At 74.6% G+C, this 16,624-nt stretch carries 13 protein-coding genes; 3 read left to right on the forward strand and 10 right to left on the reverse strand.

Features of this window, described 5'->3' with window-relative positions; all coding sequences use genetic code 11:
* Positions 1-315: 315 nt before the first annotated feature.
* The 4 genes from ACW69E_RS01680 to ACW69E_RS01695 all read right to left on the reverse strand — a co-directional run bounded on the left by ACW69E_RS01680 (position 316) and on the right by ACW69E_RS01695 (position 4,337).
* Entirely contained in the window at positions 316-2,106 is a 1,791-nt protein-coding gene (locus ACW69E_RS01680) for a DEAD/DEAH box helicase (RefSeq protein ID WP_457496358.1), read from the reverse strand.
* A gap of 107 nt (positions 2,107-2,213) precedes the next feature.
* On the reverse strand, positions 2,214-2,597 hold the full coding sequence (locus ACW69E_RS01685; protein ID WP_457496359.1) for a type II toxin-antitoxin system death-on-curing family toxin: 384 nt from the start codon (positions 2,595-2,597) through the stop codon (positions 2,214-2,216).
* Positions 2,598-2,795: an Arc family DNA-binding protein gene (locus ACW69E_RS01690; protein ID WP_412719931.1), complete on the reverse strand. Its 198-nt coding sequence runs from the start codon at positions 2,793-2,795 to the stop codon at positions 2,598-2,600.
* 45 nt (positions 2,796-2,840) lie between these two features.
* Positions 2,841-4,337, reverse strand: coding sequence for an MFS transporter (locus ACW69E_RS01695; protein WP_457496360.1), 1,497 nt, complete (start codon positions 4,335-4,337; stop codon positions 2,841-2,843).
* 358 nt (positions 4,338-4,695) lie between these two features.
* Here ACW69E_RS01695 and ACW69E_RS01700 point away from each other — a divergent pair, with 358 nt between their 5' ends.
* Positions 4,696-5,955: a PP2C family protein-serine/threonine phosphatase gene (locus ACW69E_RS01700; RefSeq protein WP_457496361.1), complete on the forward strand. Its 1,260-nt coding sequence runs from the start codon at positions 4,696-4,698 to the stop codon at positions 5,953-5,955.
* Between the two features lie 309 nt (positions 5,956-6,264).
* Positions 6,265-6,813 carry a DoxX family membrane protein gene (locus tag ACW69E_RS01705; protein ID WP_457496362.1) on the forward strand — a complete coding sequence of 183 codons (549 nt, stop codon included), beginning with the start codon at positions 6,265-6,267 and terminating at the stop codon, positions 6,811-6,813.
* A gap of 60 nt (positions 6,814-6,873) precedes the next feature.
* Here the strand turns inward: ACW69E_RS01705 and ACW69E_RS01710 are convergent, their stop codons facing one another.
* From ACW69E_RS01710 to ACW69E_RS01735, 6 genes are all read right to left on the reverse strand, one after another.
* The gene (locus tag ACW69E_RS01710) at positions 6,874-9,216 is read right to left on the reverse strand and encodes a xanthine dehydrogenase family protein molybdopterin-binding subunit (RefSeq protein ID WP_457496363.1); all 2,343 of its coding nucleotides are present in this window, start codon (positions 9,214-9,216) and stop codon (positions 6,874-6,876) included.
* Positions 9,213-10,712 carry a 2Fe-2S iron-sulfur cluster-binding protein gene (locus tag ACW69E_RS01715; protein WP_457496364.1) on the reverse strand — a complete coding sequence of 500 codons (1,500 nt, stop codon included), beginning with the start codon at positions 10,710-10,712 and terminating at the stop codon, positions 9,213-9,215. Before ACW69E_RS01715 ends, ACW69E_RS01710 begins: the two co-directional genes overlap by 4 nt.
* A complete protein-coding gene (locus ACW69E_RS01720) occupies positions 10,709-11,569 on the reverse strand; it encodes an FAD binding domain-containing protein (RefSeq protein ID WP_457496403.1) in 861 nt (286 codons plus the stop codon). The genes ACW69E_RS01715 and ACW69E_RS01720 overlap by 4 nt, the downstream gene beginning before the upstream one ends.
* A gap of 346 nt (positions 11,570-11,915) precedes the next feature.
* A complete protein-coding gene (locus ACW69E_RS01725) occupies positions 11,916-13,664 on the reverse strand; it encodes a beta-N-acetylhexosaminidase (RefSeq protein WP_457496365.1) in 1,749 nt (582 codons plus the stop codon).
* Between the two features lie 326 nt (positions 13,665-13,990).
* The gene (locus tag ACW69E_RS01730) at positions 13,991-14,278 is read right to left on the reverse strand and encodes a DUF3039 domain-containing protein (protein ID WP_093654114.1); all 288 of its coding nucleotides are present in this window, start codon (positions 14,276-14,278) and stop codon (positions 13,991-13,993) included.
* Between the two features lie 72 nt (positions 14,279-14,350).
* Positions 14,351-14,911 (reverse strand): YqgE/AlgH family protein, encoded by a 561-nt coding sequence (locus ACW69E_RS01735; RefSeq protein WP_206348337.1) that lies wholly within the window; start codon positions 14,909-14,911, stop codon positions 14,351-14,353.
* Between the two features lie 226 nt (positions 14,912-15,137).
* On the opposite strand from ACW69E_RS01735, the gene murA reads away from it, so the two are divergent.
* Positions 15,138-16,466, forward strand: a complete 1,329-nt coding sequence (murA, locus tag ACW69E_RS01740; RefSeq protein ID WP_457496366.1) for a UDP-N-acetylglucosamine 1-carboxyvinyltransferase — start codon at positions 15,138-15,140, stop codon at positions 16,464-16,466.
* Positions 16,467-16,624: the final 158 nt, after the last annotated feature.

Here is a 16,624-nt window from a genome sequence, read left to right on the forward strand (position 1 = left end):
GGGCGTGTGCGTGACGCGAAACCTAGCGATCCCGTCCGCCGTCCGGAAGACTCTGTCCAGAATCCGGGCGCGGCTGGCATGGTTTATCCGCATTGCGTACAGCAGCAGGTCACAGCGGCCCGGCGCGGACCTGGACGCGCTCCCACTTCCATGCGCGCGGCGCACGGACGCACACGACCGCGCTCGTGGCGTCCACCGGGCGGCACGGGGTGCGCGGGTTGTGCGGGTCGGGCGGAGAGGGCGCGGCCCCGGTCGGGTCCGCGCCCTTCGCGTCTCGTCCTCCGCCCCCGGCCCCTTGTCCGCGGCCCGTCGGCGTCACCGCATCCGGGTGGCCCATTCGCGCACCTTGGCGATCCGCTGCTGGAGCTGTCCGGCCGTCGCCTCGGCGGTGGGCGGTCCGCCGCAGACCCGGCGCAGCTCGGTGTGGATCACGCCGTGCGGCTTGCCGCTCTGGTGCGAGTACGCACCGACCAGCGAGTTGAGCTGCCTGCGCATCTCCAGCATCTCCTTGTGCGTGACCACCGGGCGCTTCTCGGCGGGCGTCTCCAGCAGGTCGGCCTCGGCGTCCGGCTTGCGGCGGCTGTGCGCGATCTGCCGCGCCTGCCGCTTCTGGAGCAGCATCTGCACCTGGTCCGGCTCCAGCAGCCCGGGGATCCCCAGGTAGTCCTGCTCCTCCTCGCTGCCGGGGTGGGCCTGCATCCCGAACTCGGCGCCGTCGTACATCACCCGGTCGAAGACCGCGTCCGACTCCAGTGCCTCGAAGGGCAGTTGGTCCTGCTCGCCGGTGTCCTCGTCCTGCTGCCGCTCGGCCTCCTCCAGGAGGTCGGCCTCCTCCGCGTACGGGTCCGCGTCCTCCCCGCCCTTCTTGGGCCTGTCCAGGACGTGGTCGCGCTCGACCTCCATCTCGTGCGCGAAGCCCAGCAGCATGGGGATGGTCGGCAGGAAGACCGACGCCGTCTCACCGCGCCGCCGGGAGCGCACGAAGCGGCCGACGGCCTGGGCGAAGAACAGCGGCGTGGAGATGGTCGTGGCGTACACCCCGACCGCCAGGCGGGGAACGTCCACACCCTCGGACACCATGCGCACCGCCACCATCCAGCGGTCGTCGGAGCCGCTGAACTCCTCGATCCGGCTGGACGCCCCGGCGTCGTCGGAGAGCACGACGGTCGCGGGGCTGCCGGTGATCTCGCGGATCAGCTTGGCGTAGGCGCGCGCCGAGTCCTGGTCGGCGGCGATCACCAGCCCGCCCGCGTCCGGGATCGCCTTGCGGACCTCCGACAGCCGGGTGTCGGCCGCGCGCAGCACGCTGGGCATCCAGTCGCCGCGCGGGTCGAGCGCGGTACGCCAGGCCTGGGAGATGGCGTCCTTGGTCATCGGCTCGCCGAGCCTGGCCTCCAGCTCGTCGCCCGCCTTGCTGCGCCAGCGCATGTTGCCGCTGTAGGACAGGAAGATCACCGGGCGCACGACGCCGTCGGCGAGAGCCTTGCCGTAGCCGTAGGTGTAGTCGGCCACCGAGCGGCGGATCCCCTCGCCGTCCTCGGCGTAGGCGACGAACGGGATGGGGTTGGTGTCCGAGCGGAAGGGCGTACCGGTCAGGGCCAGGCGGCGGGTGGCGGGCTCGAACGCCTCGAAGCACGCCTCGCCCCAGGACCGGGTGTCGCCGGCGTGGTGGATCTCGTCCAGGATGACCAGCGTCTTGCGCTGCTCGCAGCGGTTGCGGTGCAGCATCGGGCGCACCCCGACACCGGCGTACGTCACCGCCACCCCGTGGTACTCCCGGCCCAGCGGGCCCGCGCTGTACTCCGGGTCCAGTTTGATGCCCACTCTCGCCGCCGCCTCGGCCCACTGCTTCTTCAGGTGCTCGGTCGGCGCGACGACCGTCACCTGCTGCACGACGTGGTGGTGCAGCAGCCAGGAGGCCAGGGTGAGGGCGAAGGTCGTCTTTCCCGCACCCGGGGTCGCGACGGCGAGGAAGTCGCGCGGCTGCTTCTCGATGTACGAGTCCATCGCGGCCTGCTGCCAGGCACGCAGCTTGCCCGCCGTGCCCCAGGGGGCACGGCCGGGGAACGCGGGCGAGAGGTGGTGGGACGTGGTCGTGGTAGTCACGGTCTCCGCTGAACTGGGTCGGCGATCGGCAACCGCGTCAGACTACCGGGGCGCCCGGTCCGCCATCCGGGTGACATCCCGGGAAGCGGACCGGGGTGCGGTCCATGTCACAGGCCGCCGCGCAGCGCCCGCAGGAAATCCGCGATGAGCGACACGTCCTCCAGCTTGCCCGCGGCGATGTCGACCACGAGGTCGTACGCGCGGTCCTGGTCGATGTCCGCCATGTCCACCCCGTTCATGTCAAGGAAGACGGCGGTGCACATCCATGCCAGGCGCTTGTTGCCGTCCACCAGCGGATGATTCGAGACCAGTGAGTGCAGCAGCGCGGCCGCCTTCTCGAAGAGACCGGGATACGCCTCGATGCCGAACATCTGCGACTGAGGGCGGAGCAGAGCGGAGTCGAGCAGCCCCAGATCGCGGACCGCGATCTCCTGCCCCCCGCAGGCGAGCTCGGCCAGGTCCAGCGCGAACTGGACCGACAGGTACTTCACTTACTCCCCCAGCCTCCGCAGCAGGTCCGCGTGCTTGGCCGCGTACTTGGCCCCCAGCTTGCGGACTGTCGCCCGGTCCGCCTCTTCCACCAGATAGCGCTCGATGGCCTGGATCGCTATGGCGTGCATGCTTCTCCCCTCCTCCTCGGCACGCTGCTTGAGTGCCTCCTGGAGCTCATCGGGCATGCGCAGGTTCATAGCCATACCAGAACGGTACCACTAGTGACCCCATCGCGGTACCAACTATTTCCCCGTCCGCAGCCGCCCCGCCACCAGGGCGCCCACCAGGGCGACCGCCGCCGCCGGGAGGTAGACCGCCACGAACGCCGCCGGGTGGGAGGCCGAGGCGGCACCCGCCGCCTCCCCCGCGCCGTGCCCCACCGACACCGCGCCGCCGCCCAGACCCGCGAAGAGCGCGCCGCAGGCGGCGAGCAGCACGATGTTGGAGAGCCCGTCGCTCAGCTGGAGGGCGGCGGAGTTGGCGCCCGCCTCCTCCGGCTTCGACAGCTTCAGCAGCAGCACGCTCGTGGACGAGATCACCACGCCCATCCCGAAGCAGCCCACCGCCTGCGCGACCGCCGCCGTCCACACCGGCACGGACTCCAGCAGCACCAGCGGCGTGGCCGCGATCCCCGCCGTCACCAGCACCATGCAGTACCGCACCAGCCGCTCCCGGTGCGCCTCGGCGAACGGCCGGGACTGGAGGAAGGAGCCCAGCGCCCAGGTCGCGCCGCCCGCCGCGAGGGAGAGGCCGGCCATCGTCACCGACAGCCCGCGCTGGCTCACCAGCATCAGCGGAACGAAGCTCTCGGCGACGATGAACGAGCCCGCCGCGACACCGCGCATCAGCACCACCGTCGGCAGCCCGCGCGCGGCGCGGAACGTGCCGCGCGGCAGCAGTCCGAGCGCGGCCGGGACCATCAGGGCCGCGCCGACCGCGGCCGGGGCCAGGGAGAGCCAGCGCAGGTCCTGACCGGCGTACTGGAGCAGCCCGGCCCCCAGGGACACCGCCACCGCCAGCCGCATCAGCCGGCGGTCCAGCGGCCTCGCCCCGCCGGGCGGCGGCCCCGCGGCGGCCCGCCGCAGGGGCGGCAGCATGACCGCTATGGGCAGGACGACCAGGGCGGGGATGCCCAGGAACACCCAGCGCCAGCCGAGCTGCTCGGTGACCGTCCCGGCGATCAGCGGCCCGACGACGGCCGGGATCACCCAGGACGCCGCGAAGGCGGCCATCACCGTGGGCCGCAGCCGCTCGGGGTAGGCGCGGCCGACGGTGACGTACAGCGCGACGATCACCAGCCCGCCGCCGATGCCCTGTACCGCGCGGCCGAGGACGAAGACCCACATCTGCGCCGCCGTGCCCGACAGCAGCAGCCCGACGGCGAAGGACCCGATCCCGGCGGCCAGCGACGCCAGCGGCCCGCTGCGGTCGCACCACTGGCCGGCTGCGACCATGCCCAGCAGGCTGGTGGTGAAGTAGGCGGAGAAGGCGAAGGCGTACAGCGACACCCCGTCGAGCCGGTCGGCGGCGACGGGCATGGCCGTGCCGACGGCCGTCGCCTCGAAGGCGATGAGGAGGACGACGGAGACGATGCCCAGGGTCAGCGCCCGGTAGGTGCGGCCGAGCACCCCGCCGTCCGCCTCCGGTGTGGGCACCGGGGTGAGGACGGGGGTGACGGGGGCCACTGTGCCGAGGTCCCCGCCCTGGGGACCGTCGAGCTCGTCGTCGAGTGCGGTCATGCGCTCAGAGTAAGGCCCGTCTCCGACACTGGCACCTGTCACAGGTCGGTGACCGGCTCGTCCTTCGGACCCAGGTCCTGGGAAGGAGCCCTGGGAGGGGGGCCGGGAGGAGGTCCTCCCCAGTCCCTGGAGAGCGCGCCCCGGGCGCTTCGCCCCGCTCCGGCGGCGCCCGTACGGCCGCCGCGCGACCGGTCGCGGGGCCGCGCCGCACGGCCGCAGGCACTGAAACGGAAAGCCGGGGCATACGGACCACAGAAGGCACGGCGGCGGATCTTGACGGGCGCGGCATCCGGGGTGGAGGGCCGGGGCGCGCCGACTACGGCCCGGAACGAGCGTGTTCCGGCGAGGGGAGTTGACGATGACGGTCGAGTACGACACCGAGCGGGGCACCCATACGGGGATCCTGGCGGCGGCGGAGGCAGCCTCGCCGGTGGACTCCGTCGACGTGGTGGCCCGGGAACTCAAGCGGCGCTTCGGCGCGACCTCGGTGTCGTTCCTCATCACCGACCTGGCACGGCAGTCGGTGGTGCGGATGAGCACGGCGGGCGAGGTGGGCACGGGCGAGAGCATGGAGGCCGTCCCGCTGTTCGGCACCGTCTACGGCGATGTGATCCGCACCCAGCGGCTGCGGCTGGCGGAGGCCGTCGACGGGGACGGCGGGCAGCGGGTGATCGCCCCGGTCACCAACCGCGGGGACTCCATCGGTGTGCTGGAGGTGCGCGTTCCGGCCGGTCCGGACCGCAGGACGCTGCGGGAGATCAGCCGGGCCGCCCACACGCTGGCCTACATCGTCATCGCCAACCAGCGCTTCACCGACCTCTACCAGTGGGGGCAGCGGACGGCCCCGCTCAGCCTGGCGGCCGAGATCCAGCACAATCTGCTGCCCTCCTCACTGTCGTGCGAGGCCGCGCAGTTCGCGGTGGCCGGAGCGCTGGAGCCGGCGGGCAACGTCGGCGGCGACACCTTCGACTACGCCCTGGACCGCGACACCCTGCACCTGTCCGTCACCGACGCCATGGGCCACGAGGTGAACGCCGCCATGCTGGCCACCCTGCTGGTCGGCGCCCTGCGGGGCGCACGCCGCGCGGGGCGCGACCTGGCCGAGCAGGCGCTGCGGGCCCACCGGGCCATGGTCGACCACAGCGGCGGTGCCATGGCGACGGGGCTGCTGCTGCGGGTGGGCCTGCGCGACGGGCGGGTCTTGCTCGTCAACGCGGGTCACCCCTGGCCCCTGCTGCTGCGGGACGGCAGGGTGGAGGAGGTCGGGCTGAAGGTCAACCTGCCCTTCGGGGTCCAGCCGCAGCGCCCGTACGAGGTGCAGGGGATGGAGCTGCGGCCGGGCGACCGGCTGGTCATCCTCACCGACGGGATGCTGGACCGCCGCTCCCGGCTCGTCGACCTGCCCGCGCTGCTCAAGGACACCCAGGAGCTCCATCCGCGCGAGGCGACCCAGATCCTGACCATGGCGGTCCTGGACGCCAACAGAGGCGAGCTGAAGGACGACGCGACCGTGATGTGCCTGGACTGGTACGGCCCCGAGCCGGCGCGCCGCGACGCGCAGACCGGCGCCAGCCTCACCCAGGCCTCCCCCTCCCTGTTCCCCCGCCCCCGGAGCTGAGCACCGCCGTGCCCGGCCCCGGTGGAACCCGGGTCCGGCGGGGTCCGTGGACCGGCGGCCCCGTGGGTGGGCGGAGAGTGCCGCCGAAAGGCCGAAAACCGCCGCGCGGGGTGTCTTGCCAGGTATCCGAGCACGACCGTACAGTCCGCGCAACGGTGCGTGGGAGCGCTCCCACGATCGGCCGCCGCCTTTCCCCCCACGGAGGCACACACGAGTTCCGACCTGCGTCCCCCCGCACACGAGGAGACCCACCGCGGGAGTCCCCGGCCCGCCGGACCGGGAAGGGCGGCGTCGGCGTCGGCGGCGGCCGTGAGCGGGCCCGGTCACCCGGACATCCGCCTCCCGCGCGGCCCGCGCGCCCTGGTCTCCCCGGCCGCCCTGGCCGCTCTCTGCCGGCGGCACAGCTTCACGGTGCTGAGGGTCTCCGTCGGGCTGCTGTTCCTGTGGTTCGGGACGCTCAAGCTCATGCCGGGAGCCAGCCCCGCCGAGGACATGGCCACCCGGGTGATGAGCGAGCTGACCTCCGGCCGTTTACCGGTGGACCTGTCCCGGCCGCTGCTGGCGACGGCGGAGATACTGATCGGGGCCGGCCTGGTCACCGGACTGCTGCTGCGGCTGACGCTGCTGGCCTTCTTCGTCCACATGGCCGGGACGTTCACGGCCCTGGCCGTCCTGCCGGCCGAGATGTGGCACGGGAGCATCGCCTTCCCCACCATGGCCGGGCAGTACGTGCTCAAGAACGTGGTGCTGGTGGCGGCCGGTCTCGCCGTCGCCGCCCACGCGCCGCGTCCCAGGGCCTCGGCACGGGGCGCTTCACAGGCCCCGCCGGGGAGCGCGGCGCGGGACGGAGAGGGGTGATGCCCGGCCTGGACCGGACCCGGACCGGGCCTCCCGCCCGGGCGGGAGGCCGGCGGAGGGTCAGGGGTCGGCCACCGCGGCCTGCGGGCGGATCGGCAGCCTGTTGACCGGGCGGCCGGTCGCCGCGCGCACCGCCGCCGCCACCGCCGCCGGGGAGACCACCACAGGCACCGCGCTGACCGACTTCGCGCCGAAGGGCGCGACCACGTCCCGTTCCTCGACCAGCTTCACGATCCGGATGTCCGGGGCGTCCAGCGCGGTCGGCAGCGGATAGGCGGTCAGGTCGGGGTGGCGCACCACGCCGCGCGAGACCCGCAGATGCTCGGTGAGGGCCGCGCCGACGCCCTGGGTGACACCCGCCTCGATCCGGGCGCGCAGCTGCTGGGGGTTGAGGACCCGGCCCACGTCCTGGGCCACGGCCATCTCCACCACCCGGACCGTGCCCAGCTCCACGTCCACGTCCACCACGGCCCGGATGGCGGCGAAGGCCAGGCTGACGAAGGCGTCGCCCTGGCCGGTGTCGTCCAGCGGCTCGGTGGGGTGGGGGCGGCACTGGGCGGTGGCCCACAGCTCCTTGCCCTCCAGCGCCTCGGCGACGGTGGTGCTGAGCACCCCGTCGTAGGAGGTGATCTTGCCGTCGGCGATGGTCAGCAGCTCGGTGGACATCCCGAACTTCGCGGCCAGCGGCTGGAGGAGCTGGGTGCGGACCATCTTCGCGGCCCGTTCCACCGCGCCGCCCGAGACCCAGGTGTGGCGTCCGCGCGCGCCCGGCCCGGCCGGGGGCTGGTCGGTGTCGACGGCGACGACGCGCACCTCCTCGACGCCGAGGACCTCCTGGACGATCTGCCGGGCGAGGGTGGAGAAGCCCTGTCCGGTCTCCACGGCCGCGCACATCACCGTGGCGACGGGCCCGTCGACCTTCACCGTGGCCGTGGACACCTCGTCGGTGCCCTCCGCCCCCAGCATGTGGACCATGCCCAGCGCGAAGCCGATGCCGCGCCGCACCGCGCCCGGATCGCCCGCTCCCTCGGGACCGCCGGGCAGCAGCCACTCCTCCGGGCCCGGGGCGCCGTCCGCGCCGTCGGCGGGCAGCGGCGGCAGGGGCGCCTGGCGCACCGCGCTCAGCAGTTCGGCCACGGGCGCGGGGCAGGTGACGGTCTGGCCGGTGGGCAGCAGGTCGCCGGTGGCCATGGCGTTGCGCATCCGCAGTTCGACCGGGTCCATGCCCAGCCTGGCGGCGAGCTTGTCCATCTGGCCCTCGTACGCGGCGCACACCTGCATCGCGCCCTCGCCGCGCACATGGCCCGACGGGGGGTTGTTGGTGCGCACGGCCCAGCCGTCGATCGCGGCGTGCGGCACCACGTACGGGCCGGCGGCGAAGGAGACGGCGGCGGCCAGCGCGTCGGCCGAGTCGTCGGCGTAGGCTCCGGCGTCCAGCAGTATCTGCGCCTCGACCTTGACCAGCCGGCCCTCGGAGTCGGCGTGGTGGCGGTAGCGCAGCAGGGTGGGGTGGCGGTGGGCGTGGCCGAGGAAGGACTCCTCGCGGCCGGCCGCGAGCTTGACCGGGCAGCCCGTCCTCATCGCCAGCAGGCCCAGCGGGAGCTGCACGCTCAGGTCCTCGCGGTCGGCCATGGCTCCGGGGACACCGGTGACGACGACCTTGACCTGCTCGGGGCGGAGCCCGAAGCAGGCGGCGGCCAGGTCGCGGTCGGTGTGCGGGTCGGTGGAGGCGGTGTAGATCTCCACTCCGCCGTCGGTGCGCGGCACGGCGAGCGCGGCCTCGGCGCCGATGGGGGCCGGGTCCTGGCGGCCGATGCGGTACAGGCCCTCGACGACCACCTCTCCGGTGGCGGACTCGTCGCCGTAGCGCAGGGGGATGTGCCGGATCAGGTTGCCGTCGGGGTGGATGGGCTCGGCCTCGAAGGCCTTCTCCGGGTCGGTGACCGGCTCCAGGACCTCGTACTCGACCGCGATGGCGGCGGCGGCCAGGCGCGCGGTGTCGGGGTGGTCGGCGGCGACGGCGGCGATGGGCTCGCCGTAGTGGCGCACCGTGTCCCGGGCGAAGGCGGGCCGGTCGGCGACCCGGCGGCCGTGGGTGGCGTCGCCGGGCACGTCCTCGTGTGTGATGACGGCCCGCACCCCGGGCATCCCGGCGGCCGGCGCGGTGTCGATGGAGACGATGCGGGCGTGCGGGTGCGGGGAGCGCAGCACGGCGGCCCACAGCAGTCCTTCGGCCCACAGGTCGGCGGCGTAGGGGAAGGTCCCCTGGACCTTGGCGAGCGCGTCGGCGGGCTGGAGCGAGGCCCCGAGTCCGTACCGCGCCTGCTCGTTCTCCCCTCCCCCGGCCGTACCGGTGAGGGGCACTCCCTGGGCCGGGGTGGCGGTCACCGCGTCACTGCTCACTGCGCGCCTCCGTCCTGCGGCGGGTCGTGGTGGGTGCGGGGCGAGGCCGGTCCGGCCTGGTGCGGGATGTGGATGCGGGAGCCGTCGCCCCGCTCCCCACCGTCGCCGGTGCGGCCCGCGGCCTCGGCCTCACGGGCCTCGGCGAGCGCGGCGGCCGCGGCCTCGCGCTCGGCGACGACCGTGCGGACGGCGTCGAGCACGCCCCGGTAGCCGGAGCAGCGGCAGAGGTTGCCGCTGACGGCCTGGCGGGTCTCCAGCTCCGTCGGGTCGTGGTTGCCCTCGAGGAGGTCGTGCAGGGTCATCGCCATGCCGGGCACGCAGAAGCCGCACTGCACGGCGCCGCACGCGGCCAGCGCCCGCTGCACGTCGCACGGTGTGCCGCCCCGGGCCAGCCCCTCGACGGTGCGGACCTCGGATCCGGCGGTGGTCGCGGCGGGCACCAGGCAGGAGGCGACCAGACGCCCGTCGACCTGGACGGAGCAGGCTCCGCACTCCCCCTGCGAGCAGCCGTCCTTGGCGCCCGCCAGGCCCAGGCGCTCGCGCAGCACGTAGAGCAGGGACTCGCCGATCCAGGCGTCGGTCACGGGACGCTCGGTCCCGTTGACGCGCAGGACGTAGGAGACGTGCGGGTGCTCGCTGTCGACCTCGGCGGCGCGCGGCGCGGAGGGGTCGGCGGGCCGGCCGGCCGGCGGCTCCGCGGCGCCGGAGGCGTCGGGCCCGTCCGGCGCGTCCTCGGCCTCCGGGGCGTTCTCGGGGCCCGGCTCCGCGGTCTCCGCCGTCTCCGGCTCGTGCGTCTCCTCCGGCTCGCGGACCGGCGGCGGCTCGGGTACCCGCCCGGCCGCCGCGGCGGCCAGGTACTCGCCGGAGTCGTCGGGGCTGCCCGCCGCCGCGAACGGGACCGACCACTGGCCGGTCGCGCCGGGCGCGGGCACCGCGCTCCAGTCGCCGCCGGAACCTTCCGCCGGCCCCTGTGTCTGCGCCTGATGGGCGCCGTCCTCCTGCGGACGGCGCTGCTGCCGTGCCTCGTGCGAGCCGGCCAGGGCCGCCGCGGCGCCCTGCCCCATGGCGGCGGCCGCGCCCGGCTCCGGGGTCTGCTCCCGCGCGGGGCGCGGGGGCTCCCCGGAGGAGGCGGGGTCCGCGGGCTCCGCCCGGCTTCCGGCGAACGGCATGGTCCACTGCACCGGGGCCGCCGGGTCGGTGGTGGCCTCCGGGGTCAGCGGCGCCTGGACCCGCGGCGGCGGATGGGCGCCGGGGTCGATGGCGGGCGGCTCCCAGCCGTGTCCGGTGCCCGGCGCGGCGAGCGGCTCGGGCATGCCGCCGGGCCCGTCGGCGGGCCCGTCGGCGGGCCCGTACTGGTACGGGCCCGGCAGGTTCTCGGGAAGCTGTATGAAGGCGGTGGAGTCGCCGTCGTACTCGCCTCCCCAGCCGCCCTCGGGCGCCGCGGGAGGCACGGGCCGGCCGTCCTGCCGGAACGGCTCCTGCTGGTCGTTGCTCATGCGAGTGCCCTCCCGAGCCCGCGTCGGGCCAGTGTCGCCACCGTACGCCGTACGTGCAGTGCCGCGGGCGGAAGTACGGGGGCCTCTCCCCCGCCCTCCGGGGCGGGGGGATCGGGGATGCAGGCCATGGCGACGTAGTCGCCGAACGCGGCCAGCACCTCGGGGGCCAGGGCCCGTCGTCCGTCCCAGTCGATGAGCGATGCCACCCACCGCTCGGCCTCCACCGGGCGCAGCGGCATCGGCGCGACGGCGCCGACCGCGCAGCGCACCCCTCGGCGGACGGGGTCGAGCACGACGGCGACCGAGGCCAGCGCGCGTCCGGGGCCGGTGCGCCCGGTGGCCTTGAGGAAGGTCTGCGGGGCGTGCAGCAGCGGCACGCGCACATAGCCGACGATCTCGCCGGGCCGCAGCATCTCCATGCCGGTCAGCAGATGGCTGACGGGGACCTCGCGCAGCGCGCCGCCCGAGCCCGCGATCAGCACCGTGGCCTCCAGCGCGGCCAGGACGGGCAGGGAGTCGCCGGTGGGCGCGGCGGTGACGATGTTGCCGCCGAGCGTCCCGGCGTTGCGGATCTGCGGCGGTCCGGCGGCGCGGGCGGCGGCGGCCAGGGCGGGGATGAGGGCCGCGAAGTCGGGGCGTCCCATCCGGGCGTGGGTGAGGCCGGCACCGAGCAGCGCGTGGCCGTCCTGGTACTCCCAGCCGCGGATCTCGCTGATCCGGCCCAGGCCGACCAGCGCGGCGGGCCTCAGCAGCCCGGAGTTCACCCCGGACATCAGATCGGTGCCGCCCGCGACGGGCACGGCGGCCGGCGTGGCGGCGAGAGCGGCCACGGCCTCGTCGAGCGTGGCCGGCAGCATGACCGGCTGCGCCGCCCGTGGTGCGTGCGGTGCGTGCGTGCTCAATCCAGCGCCCCTTCCCCGGTCGTCCCGGCTGCCCAGCCGTACCGTACGCGCTGGGAACCCGGACGTGGCAACTCTGGCACATTCCGGGGGGCCGCCGGAGCCGGGGTCCGTGAAGGGACCATCCGTCCCTGACCTGGCCGATGGCCCGCTTTCGGCGGTTGTCACCGACACAGGTGCCTTGCCACTCCTGGGAGACCTTGTACTACTTTATAAGGACCGTTTCGGGCACCGCCTTGGAGTGGTCCGGGGCTCGGCCCGGAAGTCCGGGCGGGGTGGGCCGGGGATGCTCGGTGGCCGTCCCTCAGGACATCCGCGGCGGCTCCTGGAACGGCCGTCCCGCGATGCCGGGGCGGCGCTGCCACGGGTGCGGCCCGGACGGCGGCCGGTAGGCCACGCCCAGCGCGTCGAGGCGTGCGTAGTGGGCGGTGGCCATCCGCCGCTCGAAGTCCCCGAACCGCCTCCCGAAGCCCCCGGGGCCGTCCGCCCCGTCCCGGGCTGCCGGCCCCGACCACACCGCCTCGGCGAAGGCGGCCAGGCGCGGGAAGGCCTGGTAGTCGGCGCGCCGCTGGTCGTCCACGACCTCCGTCCACAGGTTGGCCTGCGCGCCGAGGACGTGCTCCGCCGCGCCGGTGCCGGCGAGTTCGGGCGGCACGGGGTCAAAGCCGTACACGTCGCGCAGGGTGCGCACGTACCCGATGGGCACCGGCTCGTCCTCGCCGCCGTCCTGCCGGTGGTCGAGGTAGACCTCCTGCTCGGGGCACATCACCACGTCGCGCCCGGCCCGTGCGGCGGCGACCGCGCCCGCGCGGCCCCGCCAGGAGGAGACCACCGCGCCGGGGCCGAGCCCGGTGCCCGCGCCGGCCGTGCCGCCGGTGCGGTCCGCGCCGTTCTCGCCGTCCGCGCCGGCGCCCAGGATCTCGTCCCACCCCACCAGGCGGCGCCCGCGTTCGGCCAGCCAGCGGTCGAAGTGCCTCACGAACCAGCCGTGGAGGGCGTCCACACCGTCCAGGCCGAGCAGTTCGGCCCGCGCCCGCGCGGCCGGCGAGCGCCGCCACTGGTCCGCGGGGCACTCGTCGCCGCCGATGTGCACGAACTCGCCCGGGAACAGCTCCAGCACCTCCTCGAACACCCCCTCGTAGAAGCGGAGTACGTCCTCGGTGGGGGCCAGGACCTCGGGGCTGACGCCCCAGTCGTCCCACACCCCGGGAGCCCCCTCCCGGGCGTCGGCGTTGCCCAGCTCCGGGTAGGCGGCGATCGCCGCCTGCGAGTGGCCGGGCAGATCGATCTCGGGGACGACGGTGATGTGCCGCCCGGCGGCGTGGGCGACGATCTCCCGGATGTCGTCGTGGGTGTAGAAGCCGCCGTGCGGGCGCATGTCCCACAGCGGGGAGGCCCGGTGCCCCAGCCTCGTGCGCCGGCGCCATGCGCCGACCTCGGTGAGCCGGGGGAAGCGCCCGATCTCCAGGCGCCATCCCTGGTCGTCCGTCAGATGCAGGTGCAGCACGTTGAGTTTGTGCGCGGCCAGCAGGTCGATCCAGCGCAGTACGCCCTCCTTGGGCGTGAAGTGCCGGGCGGTGTCCAGCATGAAGCCGCGCCAGGCGAAGCGGGGCGCGTCGGCCACCCGGACGCGGGGCAGCGACCAGGTGCGGCCGGGCAGCGGCGCGCGGCGGTACGCGGCGGGGCCGAGGAGCTGCCGCAGCGTCTGGGCGCCCCAGAAGACGCCGGGGGCCGCGCCGCCGCGGATCTCGGCGCCGCCGCCGGTCACGTCCAGCCGGTAGCCCTCGGGGCCGAGTTCGGCGGCGACCGCCTCGTCCACGCGCAGCCTCACGACGGCGCCGCGGCCACCGCCCGCGCCCTCCCCGCCGCCTCCGCCGTCCCGGCCCGCCGGTGGCAGGGGCAGGCCGGTGGCCGCGGCGAGGACGGTGCGCAGCCAGTGGGCGGCCCGCCCGGTGCCGGGGCCGGCGTCGAGCGCCGTCCGCTCGTCGAGCGCCAGTTGTCCGCCGCCGTCCTCGACGGAGCGCGGCAGGGGGACCAGATCGGGCTCGTACATGCCCGGTTCTCCTCGTGTGTTCCGCGGGCCGCGCGAGCCGTCGGCGCGTGCCCTCGTCCTCGGCGTCCCGCTCCCGGGCGGCCTTGAAGAAGTGGCGTTGCATTCTGCGCAACACCCGTTTCGTCATGCACAACTGCGCAGGAGGGTAGGGCAACCCGGGGCGGCCGACAAGACGCCCCGGCCGGTCCCCGACACCTGCCCGTGACGCACGGCGGCCCCCGGAACGCACCGGGGTGCGTTCCGGGGGCCGCTGGAGGAGTGACGGACCCTGTGCGGGGCGGATCAGGGCCGGACGGGGCAGGAGGCGGGGCCGACGGAGGGCGGCGTCACTTCTTGCCGCCGCCGTCCTTGCCCTTGTCGCCGCCGGCTCCCATGGACTCGTAGATCTCCTTGCACATGGGGCAGACCGGGTACTTCTTGGGGTCGCGCCCCGGGACCCAGACCTTGCCGCAGAGCGCGACGACGGGGGTCCCGTCGAGCGCGCTGGCCATGATCTTGTCCTTCTGGACGTAGTGGGCGAAGCGCTCGTGGTCGCCATCGCCGTGGGACACCTGCGGGGTGGGCTCGACGAGGGTGCCGGTGCCCGTCCCGCGCTCGGGCTCAGGAGTGCTCATGGGCCCCAAGGGTACTGCGACCGCCCCCGCGGGCACCCGGACCCGCCCCGCCCGGAGCAGCGGGCCGGGCCGCTAGTTCAGCGAGGGATCGTCGGGATAGGTGGCCACCATCGCCAGCTCGCTGCGCTGGCGGCGCAGCACGGACCGCCACAGCCGCTCCGGCTCGGGCGCGAAGACGTCGCCGGGCTCGGACTCCACCACGTACCAGGCGCCCTCCTCCAGCTCGTTCTCCAGCTGGCCCGGCCCCCAGCCGGCGTAGCCGGCGAAGATCCGCAGCGAGCCCAGCTCCGCGGCCAGCAGCTCGGGCGGCGCCTCCAGGTCCACCAGGCCGATGGCCCCGTGCACCCGCCGCCACCCCAGCGGGCCCTCGCTCCCCGGTATGACGGCCACCCCGAGCGCCGCGTCCAGCGAGACGGGTCCGCCCTGGAAGACCACCCCCGGCTCACCCGCCAGCGCGGCCCAGGGCTCCAGCACGTCGCCGACGTCCACGGGTGTCGGCCGGTTGAGGACGATGCCGAGCGAGCCCTCCTCGTCGTGGTCGAGGAGCAGCACCACCGCACGGTCGAAGTTCGGGTCGGTCAGCGCCGGCGTCGCGACGAGCAGCCGCCCGGTGAGCGAGGTCACCTCGGTCATGTCCCAATGATCCCCCACTCCGGGCCCGGACGGGGGCCCGAATCCCGGACAACACCGCGCAGCGGCCCGGAAACGGTGTGCGATCGGACGCGGCCCGGCGCCGGTGCGGGAGGCGCCCGCCGGCCCCCGGCCCCGTCCGCACCCCGGACGGACGGATACGGCCCGGGTGCGGGGCCATTACCATTCCCTGTGCCCCTGCTCTTCTTCATCCTGGAACGCGAGGCCCATGACCGGCACCGACGACGTACTCCTTGTCCACGGCGGCACACCGCTGGAGGGCGAGATCAGAGTCCGGGGCGCGAAGAACCTCGTGCCCAAGGCCATGGTCGCCGCACTGCTCGGCAGCGAACCGAGCCGGCTGCGCAACGTCCCCGAGATCCGCGACGTGCGGGTCGTCCGGGGCCTGCTCGAACTTCACGGCGTCACCGTGAGCAAGGGCGAGGAATCCGGTGAGCTGGTGCTCGACCCCTCCCACGTGGAGAGCGCCAACGTCGCCGACATCGACGCCCACGCGGGCTCCTCCCGCATCCCGATCCTCTTCTGCGGCCCCCTGCTGCACCGTCTGGGCCATGCCTTCATCCCCGGCCTGGGCGGCTGCGACATCGGCGGACGCCCGGTGAACTTCCACTTCGACGTGCTGCGCGAGTTCGGCGCGACGATCGAGAAGCGCGCCGACGGCCAGTACCTGGAGGCCCCGCAGCGGCTGCGCGGCTGCAAGATCAAGCTGCCGTACCCGTCGGTCGGCTCCACCGAGCAGGTCCTGCTGACGGCCGTGCTGGCCGAGGGCGTGACCGAACTCTCCAACGCCGCCGTGGAGCCGGAGATCGAGGACCTCATCTGCGTACTGCAGAAGATGGGCGCGATCATCTCCATGGACACCGACCGGACGATCCGCATCACCGGTGTGGACAAGCTCGGCGGCTACAACCACCGTGCCCTGCCCGACCGCCTGGAGGCCGCCTCCTGGGCGAGCGCGGCGCTGGCGACCGAGGGCAGCGTGTACGTGCGCGGCGCCAGCCAGCGCGAGATGATGACGTTCCTCAACACCTACCGCAAGGTGGGCGGCGAGTTCGAGGTCGCCGACGACGGCATCCGCTTCTGGCACCCCGGCGGCGCGCTCAAGGCCATCGCCCTGGAGACGGACGTCCACCCCGGTTTCCAGACCGACTGGCAGCAGCCGCTGGTGGTGGCCCTGACCCAGGCGTCGGGCCTGTCGATCGTCCACGAGACGGTGTACGAGTCGCGGCTGGGCTTCACCTCCGCCCTCAACCAGATGGGTGCGCACATCCAGCTCTACCGCGAGTGCCTGGGCGGCATGCCGTGCCGCTTCGGCCAGCGCAACTTCCTCCACTCGGCGGTCGTGTCCGGCCCCACGAAGCTCCAGGGGGCCGATCTGGTCATCCCGGACCTCCGCGGCGGCTTCTCGTACCTGATCGCCGCCCTGGCGGCCCAGGGGACCTCCAGGGTCCACGGGATAGACCTGATCAACCGGGGCTACGAGAACTTCATGGAGAAGCTGCCGGCGCTGGGCGCGCGTGTGGAACTGCCCGCCTGACCCCCATCGGCCCCCGGCCGGGGGTCCGGGGGTGGTCCCCCGGGACAGCACAGCATGGAGAAGCTGCCGGCGCTGGGCGCGCGCGTGGAACTGCCCGCCTGACCCCCACCGGCCCCCGGCTCGCGGGCCGGGCCCGGGCAACGCGGAGGGCGGTCACC

The organism is Streptomyces sp. SS8 (assembly GCF_054072955.1).